Source organism: Burkholderiales bacterium (assembly GCA_015075645.1).
Classification (GTDB): Bacteria; Pseudomonadota; Gammaproteobacteria; order Burkholderiales; family Casimicrobiaceae; genus VBCG01.
This window is the reverse complement of sequence record JABTUF010000005.1, coordinates 410,393-427,247: the sequence shown is the minus strand read 5'-3', so window position 1 is coordinate 427,247 and position 16,855 is coordinate 410,393. Positions and strand designations below refer to the sequence as shown.

Below are 16,855 nucleotides of genomic sequence, written 5' to 3'. Positions count from 1 at the left end.
CAGGGACGCGCCCCGACGGGCGTGGCGTGCGAGACGACGACACGCCCATGTAGCTCAGTGGCAGAGCACTCCCTTGGTAAGGGAGAGGTCGCGCGTTCAATCCGCGCCATGGGCACCAGGTAGCGCGGCCGGGAGCAAACCCCAGCTTCCGGCCGGGAAAGCCGCCCCGGGGACCGCCGGCGAGGCGCCGCGGGCCCTGGAGAGAGTTCAACGCAGGAGCGAGTCGGAGAGACAGCGATGGCAAAGGGCAAATTCGAGCGTACGAAGCCGCACGTGAACGTGGGGACGATTGGTCACGTGGATCACGGGAAGACGACGTTGACGGCGGCGATGACGCTGGTGCTGTCGAGGAAGTACGGAGGAGAGGTTCGGGCGTACGACCAGATCGACAATGCGCCGGAGGAGAAGGCGCGGGGGATCACGATCAACACGTCGCACGTGGAGTACGAGACGGAGAAGCGGCACTACGCGCACGTGGACTGTCCTGGGCACGCGGACTACATCAAGAACATGATCACGGGTGCGGCGCAGATGGACGGAGCGATTCTGGTGGTGTCGGCGGCGGACGGTCCGATGCCGCAGACGCGGGAGCACATTCTGCTGGCGCGTCAGGTGGGGGTGCCGTACATCATCGTGTACATGAACAAGGCGGACATGGTGGACGACAAGGAGCTGCTGGAGCTTGTCGAGATGGAGGTGAGGGAGCTGTTGTCGAAGTACCAGTTTCCGGGGGACAAGACGCCGATCGTGATTGGTTCGGCGAAGCTGGCGCTGGAAGGGGACAAGGGGGAGATGGGGGAGGGGTCGATCTACAAGCTGGCGGAGGCGCTGGACAGTTACATACCGGAGCCGAAGCGGGCGGTGGACGGTCCGTTTCTGATGCCGGTGGAGGACGTGTTCTCGATTTCGGGCCGCGGGACGGTGGTGACGGGCCGGGTGGAACGCGGGATCGTGAAGGTGGGCGACGAGCTGGAGATCGTGGGGCTGAAGCCGACGGCGAAGACGGTGTGCACGGGGGTGGAGATGTTCCGCAAGCTGCTCGATCAGGGGCAGGCCGGGGACAACGTCGGGGTGCTGCTGAGGGGCACGAAGCGTGAGGAGGTGGAGCGGGGGCAGGTGCTGTCGAAGCCGGGCTCGATCACGCCGCACACGAAGTTCAGCTGCGAGGTGTACGTGCTGTCGAAGGACGAGGGAGGCCGGCACACGCCGTTTTTCCCGGGGTACCGGCCGCAGTTCTATTTCCGGACGACGGACGTGACGGGGAGCTGCGAGCTGCCTGCGGGGACGGAGATGGTGATGCCCGGGGACAACATCGGGATGGTGGTGACGCTGATTGCGCCGATCGCGATGGAGGAGGGGCTGCGCTTCGCGATCCGCGAGGGTGGCCGGACGGTGGGCGCCGGGGTGGTGGCGAAGGTCATCGAGTGACAGTTGGCAGTTGACAGTTGGCAGTTGGCAGCAAGAGCGGCGCAGCGGCGTCGCGACTGACAACCGACAACTGACAACTGGCTCCTGAACAGGCCAGTAGCTCAATTGGCAGAGCGGCGGTCTCCAAAACCGCAGGTTGGGGGTTCGATTCCCTCCTGGCCTGCCACGACGGATGTCAGTTGTCAGTTGACAGTTGACAGCAGTGGGGCAGAGCGAAGCACGGCGTCGGCAAGCGTCGATGGACTGACAACTGACAACTGACAACTGACAACTGACGACTGAATGGACAAGGCAAAGATCGCGCTGGCGTTCGGGTGCGTCGTGCTGGGCGTGTGGGGCTACTACGCGTTCCCGGACCTCGCGCTCGTGCTTCGCGTGCTGATGGTGTTCGCGGGCCTCGCCGCGGCGGCCGGCGTCGCCTGGCTGTCCGCGCCGGGCAAGGCGTTCTTCGCGTTCGCGCAGGAGTCCTGGCAGGAGGCCGGCCGCGTGGCCTGGCCCTCGCGCAAGGAAACGACGCAGATGACGCTGGTCGTGTTCGTCTTCGTCGTCGTCATGGCGCTGTTCCTGTTCTCGGTCGACACGCTGCTCGCGTGGATCGTGAAGCTCGCGACCGGAAGGGGCGCAGGATGAACGCGAGGAAGTGGTACGTGGTGCACGCCTACTCGGGCTTCGAGAAGAGCGTGCAGCGCACGCTGGCCGACCGGATCAAGCGCTCGGAGATCGCCGACCAGTTCGGTCAGATCCTGGTGCCGGTCGAGGAAGTGGTCGAGATGAAGGGCGGCCAGAAGGCGACCTCGGAACGGAAGTTCTTCCCCGGTTACGTGCTCGTCGAGATGGAGATGACCGACGACTCGTGGCACCTCGTGAAGAGCACGCCGAAGGTGACGGGGTTCGTCGGCGGCACGGCCAACCGGCCGACGCCGATCACCCAGAAGGAGGTCGACGCGATCCTGCAGCAGGTGCAGGAGGGCGCCGAGAAGCCGCGTCCGAAGGTGCTGTTCGAGGTCGGCGAGGCGGTGCGCGTGAAGGACGGCCCGTTCACCGACTTCCACGGCAACGTCGAGGACGTGAACTACGAGAAGAGCAAGCTCAAGGTGTCGGTGTCGATCTTCGGCCGGTCTACGCCGGTGGAACTGGATTTCGCGCAAGTGGAAAAGGCGTAAAGGCGGGAAGGGAGAAGAGGGAAGGGAGAAGGGTGCATCGAGTCGGATCGGACACCCTTCCCCCTTCGCTCTTCCCCCTTCTCGGCATCAACCGGGGAGGGCGCGCGTCGCGCCCGCTAGCACCCGCAGGAGACGAAAATGGCGAAGAAAGTCGTCGGATTCATCAAGCTTCAGGTGCCGGCCGGCAAGGCGAACCCCTCGCCGCCGATCGGTCCCGCGCTCGGCCAGCGCGGACTCAACATCATGGAATTCTGCAAGGCGTTCAACGCCCAGACGCAGAAGCTGGAAGCCGGGCTGCCGATCCCGGTCGTGATCACGGCGTACGCGGACAAGAGCTTCACGTTCGTGATGAAGACGCCGCCGGCCACCGTGCTGATCAAGAAGGCCGCCAAGGTCGAGAAGGGCAGTTCCAAGCCCCACATCGACAAGGTCGGCAAGCTGACGCGCGCGCAGGCCGAGGAGATCGCGAAGACGAAGACGCCGGACCTGACCGCCGCCGACCTCGACGCCGCGGTCCGCACGATCGCCGGCAGCGCCCGCTCGATGGGCATCACGGTCGAAGGGGTGAAGTGATCATGGCCGAACAGAAGACTCCGCGCTTGTCGAAGCGCATGAAGGCGGTCCGCGGCAAGGTGGACCGCAGCAAGGCGTATCCGGTCGACGACGCGCTGAAACTCGTCAAGGAGACCGCCGTCGCCAAGTTCGACGAATCGGTGGACGTCGCGGTGAACCTCGGCGTCGACGCGAAGAAGTCCGACCAGACCGTCCGCGGCTCGGTCGTGCTGCCCGCCGGCACCGGCAAGAAGGTGCGCGTGGCGGTGTTCGCGCAGGGCGAGAAGGCGAAGCAGGCGACCGACGCCGGCGCCGACATCGTCGGTTTCGACGACCTCGCCGCGAAGATCAAGGAAGGGTTCATGGATTTCGACGTCGTCATCGCCTCTCCGGACGCGATGAAGGTCGTCGGCCAGCTGGGCCAGATCCTCGGTCCGCGCGGGCTCATGCCGAACCCGAAAGTCGGTACGGTGTCGGCGGACGTCGCCCTGGCCGTGAGGAACGCGAAGGCGGGCCAGGTGCAGTACCGCACCGACAAGGCCGGCATCGTCCAGTGCACGATCGGACGCGCGTCGTTCACGCCCGACCAGCTCAAGACCAACCTGACGGCGCTGATCGACGCCCTGTCCAAGGCGCGCCCGCAGGGGACGAAGGGCATCTACTTCAAGAAGGTCAGCATCAGCTCGACGATGGGCGCCGGCGTGCGGGTCGATCCCGTCAGCCTCAACATCGCGCAGAGCGTGGCGCACTGATCAGGAGTCGGTTGGCAGTTGACAGTTGGCAGTGCATGCGGGCGTCGGTGGTGATGTCGCATGCCTGCGCAGGATTGAGGGAAGGCCGTTTCGACGCTGGAACGGCCTGCCGTCAAAGACCGCCGGGGCGAAAGCTCAAAACGGGACGATGGTGTGGAGGTCGGAGTTTCTGACTCCTGTCCTCTGACTCCTGGCCCGGCGCAGATGGTGCCCTCGCAGAACAGGACATTCCTGGACTCGATGGCCACCGCAACAAGTGCGAGGGCGCTGTTCGCCGAGCACACGGGCCGAAGCCGGCTCGCCATGGAGGCGGGTGGGTTGCAGTGGGTCGTGACTGACCTCTGTTACCTGTTGCCTGTCTCCTGAAACGGAGGTGAACTTGAGTCTCGATCTGCAGAAGAAGGAAGCGGTCGTCGCGGAAGTCGCCGGTCAGGTGGCGAAGGCGCAGGCGATCGTGCTCGCCGAGAATCGCGGCATGCCGGTCTCCGACATGACGCAGCTTCGCGCGAAGGCACGGGCGTCCGGGGTCTACTTCAGGGTGGTCAAGAACACCCTGGTGCGCCGCGCGGTCGCCGGCACGCCGTTCGAGAAGCTGTCCGACAGCATGGTCGGGCCGCTGACCTACGGCATCAGCAGCGACCCGGTCGCCGTGGCGAAGGTGCTGAACGACTTCGCCAAGGGCCACGAGAAGTTCGTGATCACGGCGGGCGCGATGCCGGGCCAGATGATGTCTCCGAAGGACATCACGGCGCTGGCGGCGCTGCCGTCGCGCGACGAGCTGATCGCGAAGCTGATGGGCACGATGCAGGCGCCGGTGGCCAAGCTGGTCCGCACGATGAACGAGGTCCCGGGCAAGTTCGTCCGGACGCTCGCCGCCGTGCGCGACGCGAAGGCCGCGGCCTGACGCCGTCGCTGCGCCGTTTCCACGACATTTTCACGAATCCACGAAAACCAGGAGTCCACGATGTCCGCTGTCCAGACTGAAATCCTCGACAAGATCGCTTCGATGACCGTGCTCGAACTCTCCGAGCTCATCAAGGCGATGGAAGACAAGTTCGGCGTGTCGGCCGCTGCCGCCGTCGCCGTCGCCGCGCCGGGCGCGGGTGGTGCCGCCCCGGCGGCCGCCGCGGAAGAGAAGACCGAGTTCACGGTCGTCCTCACCGCCGCCGGCGAGAACAAGGTCAACGTCATCAAGGCGGTCCGCGAACTGACGAGCCTCGGCCTCAAGGAAGCCAAGGACCTCGTCGACGGCGCGCCGAAGCCGGTCAAGGAAGGCGTCTCGAAGGCCGACGCCGAGGCCGCGAAGAAGAAGCTCGAGGACGCCGGCGGGAAAGTCGAAGTCAAGTAAGAAGGCGCGCAAGGCCTGACGGCCGCGCGCCTTGGAAAAATCACGACGCTGAGAGCCTGACGTAGAGGCTGAAGCGGCGGAATTCGCGGGCGGAACCCGTCGATTTCCGGAGGTACGAAGTACCGGGCGCGGGGCGGGCGGTTCGCCCTGTCGCGCGGTCGGCGCTTTCATGATTGGAGCGTCCCGGGGCTGCCTGCCCGGGATGGAATGGTGGACGGATCGGCCGCATCCAGACCGGTTCGGCGCGTCGCTCCCTCGGTGACGAGGGGGCGAAGCACAGGACGTTCCGCGCGAGCGCCCTGTGCTTCGTCTTCCGACGCGACTGCGGAAGACGGGTTTGGTCGGGCGCGCCTCCCCGGTGCGTCGTCCGCCAGCGGCTGGTAGAGGCCAGCCACCAGGCCAGGGGCGCAACGCCCCCGGACAGTCCGAGCGCGGCCCGGGATGGGCCGTGCGGCATCGCATCTCGAGCAACGACCGCAACCAAGGATCGACCCCGGCCATGGCGACCAACCCGACCCATTCCTACACGTTCACCGAGAAGAAGCGCATCCGCAAGAGCTTCGCGAAGCGCGCGAGCGTGCTCCGCGTCCCGTTCCTGCTGGAGACGCAGCTCGCGTCCTATCGCGCGTTCCTGCAGGAGCACTCGCCGGCGGACGCGCGCAAGGACGAAGGCCTGCAGGCCGCGTTCACGTCGATCTTCCCGATCTCGAGCCACTCGGGCAACGCCCGCCTCGAGTTCGTGAGCTTCTCGCTGCTTCCGCCGGCGTTCGACGTCGTCGAGTGCCAGCAGCGCGGTCTCACCTTCTGCTCGGCGCTGCGCGCCAAGGTGCGCCTGATCCTGCTCGACAAGGACGCGCCGCGGGACGCCGGCAAGGAGGTCGTGAAGGAGGTGAAGGAGCAGGAGGTCTACATGGGCGAGATCCCGCTCATGACCGAGAACGGCTCGTTCATCATCAACGGCACCGAACGCGTGATCGTCTCGCAGCTCCACCGCTCGCCGGGCGTGTTCTTCGAGCACGACCGCGGCAAGACGCACAGCTCGGGCAAGCTCCTGTTCTCCGCCCGCGTGATCCCGTACCGCGGGAGCTGGCTCGACTTCGAGTTCGACCCGAAGGACTTCCTGTTCTTCCGCGTCGACCGTCGCCGCAAGATGCCGGTGACGACGCTGCTCAAGGCGATCGGGCTCAACAACGAGCAGATCCTCGGCACCTTCTTCGACTTCGACACGTTCCACTTCGGCACGCGCGGCATCGAGCTCGACTTCGTGCCCGAGCGCCTGCGCGGCGAAGTCGCGCGCTTCGACGTGCTGGGCAAGGACGGCAAGGTGGTCGTGCAGAAGGACAAGCGGATCACCGCGCGCCACGTGCGCGAGCTCGCCGAAGGCGGGGTGAAGCGCATCCTGGTGCCGGCCGACTACGTCCTGGGCCGAACGCTCGCCACCGACGTCGTCGACAAGTCGACCGGCGAAGTGATCGCCAAGGCCAACGACGAGCTGACCGAGGAGCTCATGAAGAAGCTCGCCGACGCCGGCGTCGCCGAGGTGAGCACGATCTACACCAACGACCTCGGCCAGGGTCCGTTCATCTCGCAGACGCTGCGGAGCGACGACACGCCCGATCCGTACGCGGCGAAGGTCGCGATCTACCGGATGATGCGGCCGGGCGAGCCGCCGACCGAGGACGCGGTCGAGACGCTGTTCCACGGCCTGTTCTTCTCCGAGGAGCGTTACGACCTGTCGGCGGTCGGCCGCATGAAGTTCAATCGCCGCGTCGGCCGCGACGAGCTCAAGGGCCCCGGCACGCTCACCAACGAGGACATCATCGCGGTCATCCGCATCCTCGTCGACCTGCGCAACGGCCGCGGCGAGATCGACGACATCGACCACCTCGGCAACCGCCGCGTGCGTTCGGTCGGCGAGCTGGCGGAGAACCAGTTCCGTTCGGGCCTCGTGCGCGTCGAGCGCGCGGTGAAGGAGCGCCTGGGTCAGGCGGAGAGCGAGAACCTGCTGCCGCACGACCTGATCAACGCCAAGCCGATCTCGGCGGCGATCAAGGAGTTCTTCGGCTCCTCGCAGCTCTCGCAGTTCATGGACCAGACCAACCCGCTCTCCGAGATCACGCACAAGCGCCGCGTCTCGGCGCTCGGGCCGGGCGGCCTGACGCGCGAGCGCGCGGGCTTCGAGGTCCGCGACGTGCACCCGACGCACTACGGGCGCGTCTGCCCGATCGAGACGCCGGAAGGCCCGAACATCGGCCTCATCAACTCGCTCGCGCTCTACGCGCGCACCAACGAGTACGGCTTCCTCGAGACGCCGTACCGCAAGGTGGTCGACAGCCGCGTCACCGACGACATCCAGTTCCTGTCGGCGATCGAGGAGTCGCAGTACGTGATCGCGCAGGCGAACGCGAAGGTCGACGGCAAGGGCAATCTGGTCGACGAGCTGGTCAGCTGCCGCAACCGCAACGAATTCATGCTCGCGACGGCGGACAAGGTCCAGTACATGGACGTGGCCCCCGCGCAGATCGTCTCGGTGGCCGCGTCGCTGATTCCGTTCCTCGAGCACGACGACGCGAACCGCGCGTTGATGGGCTCGAACATGCAGCGCCAGGCGGTTCCATGCCTTCGTCCGGAGAAGCCGCTCGTCGGCACGGGCGTCGAGCGCACGGCCGCGGTCGACTCCGGCACCGCGGTGATGGCGCGCCGCGGCGGCAAGGTCGACTACGTCGACGCCAGCCGCATCGTCGTCCGCGTGAACGACGCGGAGACGGCGGCGGGCGACGTCGGCGTCGACATCTACAACCTGGTCAAGTACAAGCGCAGCAACCAGAACACCAACATCAACCAGCGTCCGCTGGTGGAGATCGGCGACCAGATCGCCCGGCACGACGTCATCGCCGACGGCGCGTCGACCGACCTGGGCGAACTCGCGCTCGGGCAGAACATGCTCGTCGCGTTCATGCCCTGGAACGGCTACAACTACGAGGACTCGATCCTGATCAGCGAGCGCGTGGTCGGCGACGACCGCTACACCTCGATCCACATCGAGGAGCTGTCGATCGTCGCGCGGGACACCAAGCTCGGGCCGGAGGAGATCACGCGGGACATCAGCTCGCTCGGCGAATCTCAGCTCGGCCGCCTCGACGAAGCCGGCATCGTCTACATCGGGGCGGAGGTCGAGGCCGGCGACGTGCTGGTCGGCAAGGTCACGCCGAAGGGCGAGACGCAGCTGACCCCGGAGGAGAAGCTGCTCCGCGCGATCTTCGGCGAGAAGGCCTCCGACGTGAAGGACACCTCGCTGCGGGTACCTTCGGGCATCAGCGGCACGGTCATCGACGTGCAGGTGTTCACGCGCGAGGGCATCGAGCGCGACAAGCGCGCGCAGCAGATCATCGACGACGAGCTCAAGGGCTACCGCAAGGACCTGAACGACCAGCTCCGCATCGTCGAGAACGACCAGTTCGCCCGCATCGAGAAGATGCTCGTCGGCAAGACGGTGAACGGGGGGCCGAAGCGGATCGCCAAGGGCACGAAGATCACGAAGGAGTACCTCGAGGGCGTGAACCGGCATGACTGGTTCGAGATCCGTCTCGCCGGCGAGGACTCGGCACAGCAGCTCGAGGCGATGAAGGACTCGCTCGCGAAGCTGCGCGAGCAGTTCGACGCGATGTTCGAGTTGAAGAAGAAGAAGCTCACGCAGGGCGACGAGCTGCCGCCGGGCGTGCAGAAGATGGTGAAGGTCTACGTCGCGGTGAAACGCCGCCTGCAGCCGGGCGACAAGATGGCGGGCCGCCACGGCAACAAGGGCGTCGTCTCGAAGATCGTGCCGGTCGAGGACATGCCCTACATGGCCGACGGCATGCCGGTGGACATCGTGCTCAACCCGCTCGGCGTGCCGTCGCGGATGAACGTCGGCCAGATCCTCGAGGTGCACCTGGGGTGGGCGGCGAAGGGCCTGGGCCGCAGGATCGACGAGGTGCTGAAGGCGCAGGCGAAGGTGGCCGAGGTCCGCGAGCTCCTCGAGGCGGTCTACAACTCGGAGGGGCGGCACGAGGCGCTCGACGCGCTCGACGACGCCGAGACGATGCGGCTCGCCGCGAACCTGCGCGGCGGAGTGCCCTTCGCGACGCCGGTGTTCGACGGCGCGACCGAGGAGGAGATCAAGTCCATGCTCTCGCTCGCGGGCCTGCCGTCGTCCGGCCAGGTCAGGCTGCACGACGGGCGCACCGGCGAGGCGTTCGACCGCGAGGTGACCGTGGGCTACATGCACATGCTGAAGCTCCATCACCTGGTCGACGACAAGATGCACGCGCGCTCGACCGGCCCGTACAGCCTCGTCACGCAGCAGCCGCTGGGCGGCAAGGCGCAGTTCGGCGGCCAGCGCTTCGGCGAGATGGAGGTCTGGGCGCTGGAGGCCTACGGCGCCGCGTACACGCTGCAGGAGATGCTGACGGTCAAGTCCGACGACGTGAACGGCCGGACCAAGGTCTACGAGAACATCGTCAAGGGCGAGCACAAGATCGAGGCCGGGATGCCGGAGTCGTTCAACGTGCTGGTGAAGGAGATCCGCTCGCTCGCCATCGACGTGGACATGCAGCGCGACTGATACGGCAACGACCAAGGGGAAGGGGGGAGAGGGAAGAGGGAAGGGTGAAGAGGGAAGAGGGAAGGGTGACGCGAATCGGCACGTACACCCTTCTCCCTTCCCCCTTCTCCCTTCCCCGAACTCCTTTCCCCTTCTCCCTTCCCTCCAGGAAACAACGACGAGGTAAGCGCACATGAAAGCACTGCTCGATTTGTTCAAGCAGGTCACGCAGGAAGAGGAATTCGACGCGATCCGGATCGGGCTCGCCTCGCCCGAGAAGATCCGCTCCTGGTCGTACGGCGAGGTCAAGAAGCCGGAGACGATCAACTACCGCACGTTCAAGCCGGAGCGGGACGGACTCTTCTGCGCGAAGATCTTCGGGCCGGTCAAGGACTACGAGTGCCTGTGCGGCAAGTACAAGCGCCTCAAGCACCGCGGCGTGATCTGCGAGAAGTGCGGCGTCGAGGTGACGCTCGCCAAGGTGCGGCGCGAGCGCATGGGCCACATCGAGCTCGCCAGCCCGGTCGCCCACATCTGGTTCCTGAAGAGCCTGCCGTCCCGGATGGGGATGGTGCTCGACATGACGCTGCGCGACATCGAGCGGGTGCTCTACTTCGAGGCGTTCGTCGTGACCGATCCGGGACTCACGCCGCTCAACCGCGGCCAGCTCCTGACCGAGGACGACTACCTCGCGAAACTCGAGCAGCACGGCGACGACTTCCAGGCCTCGATGGGCGCCGAGGGCATCCGCGAGCTCCTGAAGGGCCTCGACGTCAACCACGAGGTGGAGAGGCTGCGCAAGGAGCTCGAGGGCACGACCTCCGACACCAAGATCAAGAAGATCGCGAAGCGCCTCAAGGTCCTCGAGGCGTTCCACAAGTCGGGGATCAAGCCGGAGTGGATGATCCTCGAGGTGCTGCCGGTGCTGCCTCCCGAGCTGCGTCCGCTGGTGCCGCTCGACGGCGGCCGCTTCGCGACCTCGGATCTCAACGACCTCTACCGGCGCGTCATCAACCGCAACAACCGCCTGAAGCGGCTGCTCGAGCTGAAGGCGCCGGACATCATCGTCCGCAACGAGAAGCGGATGCTGCAGGAGGCGGTGGACTCGCTGCTCGACAACGGCCGTCGCGGCAAGGCGATGACCGGCGCGAACAAGCGGCCGCTCAAGTCGCTGGCCGACATGATCAAGGGCAAGGGCGGCCGGTTCCGCCAGAACCTGCTCGGCAAGCGCGTCGACTACTCGGGGCGCTCGGTCATCGTCGTCGGTCCGCAACTGAAGCTCCACCAGTGCGGCCTGCCGAAGCTGATGGCGCTGGAACTCTTCAAGCCGTTCATCTTCAACAAGCTCGAAACGATGGGCCTCGCGACCACGATCAAGGCCGCGAAGAAGATGGTCGAGAGCCAGGAACCGGTGGTCTGGGACATCCTCGAGGACGTGATCCGCGAGCACCCGGTGCTGCTCAACCGCGCGCCGACGCTGCACCGCCTCGGCATCCAGGCCTTCGAGCCGGTGCTGATCGAGGGCAAGGCGATCCAGCTCCACCCGCTGGTCTGCACGGCGTTCAACGCCGACTTCGACGGCGACCAGATGGCGGTGCACGTGCCGCTGTCGCTCGAGGCGCAGATGGAGGCGCGCACGCTGATGCTCGCCTCGAACAACGTGCTGCTGCCGTCGAACGGCGAACCGTGCATCGTGCCGTCGCAGGACATCGTGCTGGGTCTCTACTACGCGACGCGCGAGCGCATCGGCGCCGCGGGCGAGGGCATGCGCTTCTCCGACGTCGCCGAGGTCGCGCGCGCCTACGAGTCGCGCCAGGCCGAGCTGCACGCGAAGATCACGGTGCGCATCCGCGAGGTCGGCAGGCGCATCGACGAGAGCGGCGCGCGCGTCGTGACCACGAAGCGCTACGAGACGACGGTCGGACGGGCGCTCCTGTCCGAGATCCTGCCGCCGGGGCTCGCGTTCGAGAACATCAACAAGCCGCTCAAGAAGAAGGAGATCAGCCGCCTCATCAACGCGAGCTTCCGCCGCTGCGGCCTGCGCGAGACGGTGATCTTCGCCGACAAGCTGATGCAGGCGGGCTACGGGCTCGCGACGCGCGGCGGCATCTCGTTCGCCGCCGACGACATGCTGGTGCCCGCGCAGAAGCACGCGATCATCGAGCAGGCCGAGCGCGAGGTGAAGGAGATCGAGGCGCAGTACACCTCGGGCCTCGTCACCCAGGGCGAGCGCTACAACAAGGTGGTCGACATCTGGGGCCGCGCCGGCGACGACATCGCGAAGGCGATGATGAACCAGCTGGGCGAGATCGAGGTGACCGACCGCGAGGGCAAGGCGGCGCGCCAGGCGTCGTTCAACTCGATCTTCATGATGGCGGACTCGGGCGCGCGGGGCTCGGCGGCGCAGATCCGGCAGCTCGCCGGCATGCGCGGCCTGATGGCGAAGCCGGACGGCTCGATCATCGAGACGCCGATCACCGCGAACTTCCGCGAGGGCCTGAACGTGCTGCAGTACTTCATCAGCACGCACGGCGCGCGCAAGGGTCTCGCCGACACCGCGCTCAAGACGGCGAACTCCGGCTACCTCACGCGCCGGCTGGTCGACGTGACGCAGGACCTCGTCGTCACCGAGGGCGATTGCGGCACCGGCAACGGCGTCGCGATGAAGGCGCTGGTCGAGGGCGGCGAGGTCATCGAGCCGCTGCGCGAGCGCATCCTCGGCCGCGCGGCCGCGGCGGACATCGTGAATCCGGAGACGCAGGAAACGCTGTTCGAGAAGGGCACGCTCCTGGGCGAGGACGAAGTGGATCGCATCGAGGCCCTCGGCATCGACGAGGTCAAGGTGCGCACGCCGCTCACCTGCGACACCCGCTACGGGCTGTGCGCGACCTGCTACGGGCGCGACCTCGGCCGCGGGCACCTGGTCAACGTCGGCGAGGCCGTCGGCGTGATCGCCGCGCAGTCGATCGGGGAGCCGGGCACCCAGCTCACGATGCGCACGTTCCACATCGGCGGCGCGGCGTCGCGCACCGCGGCGGCCTCGCAGATCGAGTCGAAGTCGGCCGGCACGGTGCGCTTCTCGGCGCTGATGCGCTACGTCACCAACGCGAAGGGCGAACTGGTCGTGATCGCGCGCTCGGGCGAGGTGATGATCCACGACGACAGCGGACGCGAGCGGGAGCGCCACAAGCTGCCCTACGGCGCGACGCTGCAGGTGAAGGACGGCGACGTCGTCAAGGCGGGCAGGGTCCTGGCGCAGTGGGACGCCACCGCCCGGCCGATCGTGACCGAGTACGCGGGCCGCGTGAAGTTCGAGAACGTGGAGGAGGGCGTGACCGTCGCCAAGCAGGTCGACGACGTGACCGGGCTGTCGACGCTGGTGGTCATCGATCCGAAGCGCCGGGCCACCGGCTCGGCGCGCGGCGTGCGCCCGCAGGTCAAGCTGCTGGACGACGCCGGCAGCGAGATCATGCTCGCGGGCAGCGACCACGCGGTCAACATCACCTTCCAGCTCGGCTCGATCATCACGGTGAAGGACGGCCAGCAGGTGGCGGTCGGCGAGGTGCTCGCGCGGATCCCGCAGGAGACCTCGAAGACCCGCGACATCACCGGCGGCCTGCCGCGCGTGGCGGAACTCTTCGAGGCGCGCTCGCCGAAGGACGCGGGCATGCTCGCGGAGGTCACCGGCACCGTGTCGTTCGGCAAGGACACGAAGGGCAAGCAGCGCCTGGTCATCACCGACCTCGACGGCCAGCCGCATGAGTTCCTGATCCCGAAGGACAAGCACGTCACGGTCCACGACGGCCAGGTGGTGAACAAGGGCGAGATGATCGTCGACGGCCCGGCGGACCCGCACGACATCCTGCGGCTCCTCGGCGTCGAGCAACTCGCGCGCTACGTGACCGACGAGGTGCAGGACGTCTACCGGCTGCAGGGCGTCAAGATCAACGACAAGCACATCGAGGTGATCGTGCGGCAGATGCTGCGGCGCGTCCAGGTGGACGACGCCGGCGACACGAAGTTCATTCCCGGCGAACAGGTCGAGCGTTCGGACCTCCTCGACGAGAACGATCGCGTGACCGCGGAGGGCAAGCAGCCGGCGACGTTCGAGTACATGCTGCTCGGCATCACCAAGGCCTCGCTGTCGACCGACTCGTTCATCTCGGCGGCCTCGTTCCAGGAGACGACGCGCGTGCTCACCGAGGCGGCGATCATGGGCAAGCGCGACGACCTGCGCGGACTCAAGGAGAACGTGATCGTCGGGCGCCTGATCCCGGCCGGCACCGGCCTCGCGCACCACAACGCTCGCAAGCGCCAGAAATCGCTCGGCCCGGAGGCCGCGCTGATGGAAGCGGCGGCGGAAGCGGAGGCGCAGCAGGCCGCCGCTGCCGCAGCGGAGGCGGCGGCGAACGCGGCCTGACGCGCATTCGATCGACCGGGGGCCGGCGGGCGACCGCCGGCCCCGTTTTTTTCCGAACCTCGCGCCGGGCGGGTTGACTCGCCGGCGCAGCCGACTATCCTTCGCGCTTCGGCCTCGACGCCGGAACGGGAGACGACATGAACTGGTACCTGATGGCGCTTCGGAAGTACGCGCAGTTCTCCGGGCGGTCGCGGCGCAGCGAGTACTGGTATTTCGTGCTGTTCGTCGTGCTGATCGAGATCGTGTTGATGGGTATCGAGCGGATGCTCGGGTTCGGATCGGACGGCGGCTACGGGATGCTCTCCTCGCTCTTCGCGCTCGCGATGTTCATTCCGCATCTCGCGGTCGGCGCGCGGCGCCTGCACGACACCGGCCGCAGCGGCTGGTGGCTCCTGATCGGCTTCGTCCCGATCGTCGGCGCGATCGTGCTGATCTGGTTCTTCGTGCAGGACGGGCAGCCCGGCAGCAACGCCTGGGGGCCGAATCCGAAGGAAGTGCCGGCCTCCGCCTGACGACGGTCAGTCGACGGCCGCGACGCTCGCGGCCGCCGCCGCGCGCGGGGCATCCGGCCAGCCGTCGCGCACCAGTCCCGCGAGCGCCGCGATGGCAGGATCGTCCGCGCGGTCGCGCGGCACGATGAACTGGAGCGTCGTGTCGAGGCGCGCACCCTTCCACGCGACCACGTCGCCGGCGCGCACGGCGGTGTCGGCGAGGTCCTCCCGCATCAGGCCGGCACCCAGTCCGGCCACGACGAGCGAACGCACGACCGTCTCGTTGTCGGCTTCGACGATCGTCTCGGGCACCCGGCCGCGACCCGCGAACAGCGTCTGCGCGAGCGCATGGTGCGAACTGATCGCCGGGGTCATCACCCAGGGGAGCGCGGCGACGCTCTCCCAGTCGTCGTCGCGAACCCGGCTCGCCCAGGCTGCAGGCGCGACGACGATGTAGCTCACCGTGCAGAGCGCGAACGGAGCGACCGCAGGGTGGGCGAGCTCGCCGTAGTAGAAGCTCGCGTCGAGTTCGCCCTCGACCACCTTGCGGAACGCCTCCCCGGTGACTTCATGGCGCAACTCGAGGTGGAGGAGCGGGTGCCGCTCGACCGCGCGCGCGAGCAGGTCAGGCAGGCGCAGGAACTCGGGGTCGGCGAGCGTGCCGACGCGCAGGTGGCCGGCGACCTCGCCGCGCAGCGCCGACGCCCGGCTGCGCAACTCGGTGGCTGCGCCGATGATCCGGGACGCGAGCGGCAGCAGTCGGGCGCCTGCCGGGGTGAGCGCCATGCCGGAAGCACTGCGCTGGAACAGCGCGAGGCCGAGGTCGTCCTCGAGGGCCTTGATCTGGGCTGAGACCGCGGGCTGGCTGACGTGGAGGCGCTCGGCGGCCCGGGTCAGGTGCCCGAGTTCGGCGACCGTGGCGAAGCTTCTGAGCTGATAGAGCTCCATCGGGGGTTCCTGGTGATGGCCCCATGATGAATGCTGCGGCGCAGCAATGCAAGATCCGCCGATCTGAATATTTTATGGAGTTGATCCAAAACGACTATTTGAAATGCCTGTGGCGCGGGGCCATGATCTTCCTGTGCGCTGCGACACGATCGTGGTGCACGTTTTTGGGCCGATCTGGCCGAAAGGACCGTCATGAAGCACTCACTTGTCTCCGATTCGGGCTCCGTCACTTCCCTGTTCGATCTCCTGGCCGCCGGGCTCCTCGCGAACCCCGCGGTGCCGACGTCGACCTCCGGCGCGACCCGTCCGCGCGGCTCGTTCCTCGACCGCCTGGAGACGGCGCACTGGCGCTGGCGCCAGCGCCAGATCGAGCGCCATCTCGCCCATTCCGCCGACATCGCCGATGTCGAACGGCGCCTCCGGGCGCTCGAGCGGCATTCTTTCTTCGCCTGAACGGCGCACTTCGGGGCGGGCTCCCGGCCGCGCTGCGGGGAGCCCCCCGCGTCGCGCATGGACGTTGACGCAGCGCGCAAAATGTCCCTATAATCTCGGTCTTTTCGCCCTCCGGCGGCCGCAAGCCCGGCCGGAAGGCGGCGTACCCGGCGCGCCGGGGCCCCGCGGGAGGTCTCGCGGGGGCCTTCGACCGCTCCGCGGCGCGACGAGGTGGCCCCAGCGGCAGCGGCACGCGCGCTCGGGCCACTTTGATTTGTTGCATGCACGATGAGCCCTGCGCCGTCGCGATTCCCGGCGGACGCACACTCAGGACAACTGGCGGAAGACCTTAGATGCCCACTATCAATCAACTCGTGCGCAAGGGCCGCAAGCCCGCGGTGACGAAGAGCAAGGTTCCGGCGCTCCAGCAGAGCCCGCAGAAGCGCGGCGTGTGCACCCGCGTCTACACGACGACGCCGAAGAAGCCGAACTCCGCGCTCCGCAAGGTGGCGAAGGTTCGCCTCACCAACGGTTTCGAGGTGATCAGCTACATCGGCGGCGAGGGCCACAACCTGCAGGAACACTCGGTCGTGCTGATCCGCGGCGGACGCGTGAAGGACCTGCCGGGCGTCCGCTACCACATGGTGCGCGGCAGCCTCGACACCGCCGGCGTGAAGGACCGCAAGCAGTCGCGCTCGAAGTACGGCGCCAAGCGGCCCAAGGCCGGCTGACCGACGTA

General features: G+C 67.4%; 13 protein-coding genes and 2 tRNA genes. 14 read left to right on the top strand and 1 reads right to left on the bottom strand.

What is annotated here, in order from left to right; all coding sequences use genetic code 11:
- The first annotated feature begins 43 nt into the window (after positions 1 to 43).
- The 12 genes from HS109_15380 (at position 44) to HS109_15325 (ending at position 14,757) form a co-directional block, all read left to right on the top strand.
- Positions 44 to 118 (top strand) — tRNA-Thr (locus HS109_15380).
- A gap of 119 nt (positions 119 to 237) precedes the next feature.
- Complete coding sequence (gene tuf, locus HS109_15375) at positions 238 to 1,428, top strand: elongation factor Tu (GenBank protein MBE7523746.1); 1,191 nt, start codon at positions 238 to 240, stop codon at positions 1,426 to 1,428.
- 90 nt (positions 1,429 to 1,518) lie between these two features.
- Positions 1,519 to 1,594: transfer RNA gene (locus HS109_15370), tRNA-Trp, on the top strand.
- Between the two features lie 116 nt (positions 1,595 to 1,710).
- Positions 1,711 to 2,058 (top strand): preprotein translocase subunit SecE, encoded by a 348-nt coding sequence (secE, locus tag HS109_15365; GenBank protein ID MBE7523745.1) that lies wholly within the window; start codon positions 1,711 to 1,713, stop codon positions 2,056 to 2,058.
- Entirely contained in the window at positions 2,055 to 2,591 is a 537-nt protein-coding gene (nusG, locus tag HS109_15360) for a transcription termination/antitermination protein NusG (protein MBE7523744.1), read from the top strand. Before secE ends, nusG begins: the two co-directional genes overlap by 4 nt.
- Before the next feature lie 138 nt (positions 2,592 to 2,729).
- Positions 2,730 to 3,164 (top strand): 50S ribosomal protein L11, encoded by a 435-nt coding sequence (rplK, locus tag HS109_15355; protein ID MBE7523743.1) that lies wholly within the window; start codon positions 2,730 to 2,732, stop codon positions 3,162 to 3,164.
- Positions 3,165 to 3,166: 2 nt separating this feature from the next.
- On the top strand, positions 3,167 to 3,895 hold the full coding sequence (rplA, locus tag HS109_15350) for a 50S ribosomal protein L1 (protein MBE7523742.1): 729 nt from the start codon (positions 3,167 to 3,169) through the stop codon (positions 3,893 to 3,895).
- A 379-nt stretch (positions 3,896 to 4,274) separates the two neighbouring features.
- Positions 4,275 to 4,799: a 50S ribosomal protein L10 gene (gene rplJ, locus HS109_15345; protein ID MBE7523741.1), complete on the top strand. Its 525-nt coding sequence runs from the start codon at positions 4,275 to 4,277 to the stop codon at positions 4,797 to 4,799.
- 60 nt (positions 4,800 to 4,859) lie between these two features.
- Entirely contained in the window at positions 4,860 to 5,243 is a 384-nt protein-coding gene (gene rplL, locus HS109_15340; protein MBE7523740.1) for a 50S ribosomal protein L7/L12, read from the top strand.
- A gap of 499 nt (positions 5,244 to 5,742) precedes the next feature.
- Positions 5,743 to 9,846: a DNA-directed RNA polymerase subunit beta gene (rpoB, locus tag HS109_15335; GenBank protein MBE7523739.1), complete on the top strand. Its 4,104-nt coding sequence runs from the start codon at positions 5,743 to 5,745 to the stop codon at positions 9,844 to 9,846.
- A 172-nt stretch (positions 9,847 to 10,018) separates the two neighbouring features.
- On the top strand, positions 10,019 to 14,245 hold the full coding sequence (gene rpoC / locus HS109_15330) for a DNA-directed RNA polymerase subunit beta' (protein MBE7523738.1): 4,227 nt from the start codon (positions 10,019 to 10,021) through the stop codon (positions 14,243 to 14,245).
- 137 nt (positions 14,246 to 14,382) lie between these two features.
- A complete protein-coding gene (locus HS109_15325; GenBank protein ID MBE7523737.1) occupies positions 14,383 to 14,757 on the top strand; it encodes a DUF805 domain-containing protein in 375 nt (124 codons plus the stop codon).
- A 6-nt stretch (positions 14,758 to 14,763) separates the two neighbouring features.
- Here the strand turns inward: HS109_15325 and HS109_15320 are convergent, their stop codons facing one another.
- Positions 14,764 to 15,684: a LysR family transcriptional regulator gene (locus HS109_15320; protein ID MBE7523736.1), complete on the bottom strand. Its 921-nt coding sequence runs from the start codon at positions 15,682 to 15,684 to the stop codon at positions 14,764 to 14,766.
- 192 nt (positions 15,685 to 15,876) lie between these two features.
- Here HS109_15320 and HS109_15315 point away from each other — a divergent pair, with 192 nt between their 5' ends.
- Complete coding sequence (locus tag HS109_15315; GenBank protein MBE7523735.1) at positions 15,877 to 16,137, top strand: hypothetical protein; 261 nt, start codon at positions 15,877 to 15,879, stop codon at positions 16,135 to 16,137.
- Positions 16,138 to 16,469: 332 nt separating this feature from the next.
- Entirely contained in the window at positions 16,470 to 16,847 is a 378-nt protein-coding gene (gene rpsL, locus HS109_15310; protein MBE7523734.1) for a 30S ribosomal protein S12, read from the top strand.
- Positions 16,848 to 16,855 lie beyond the last annotated feature (8 nt).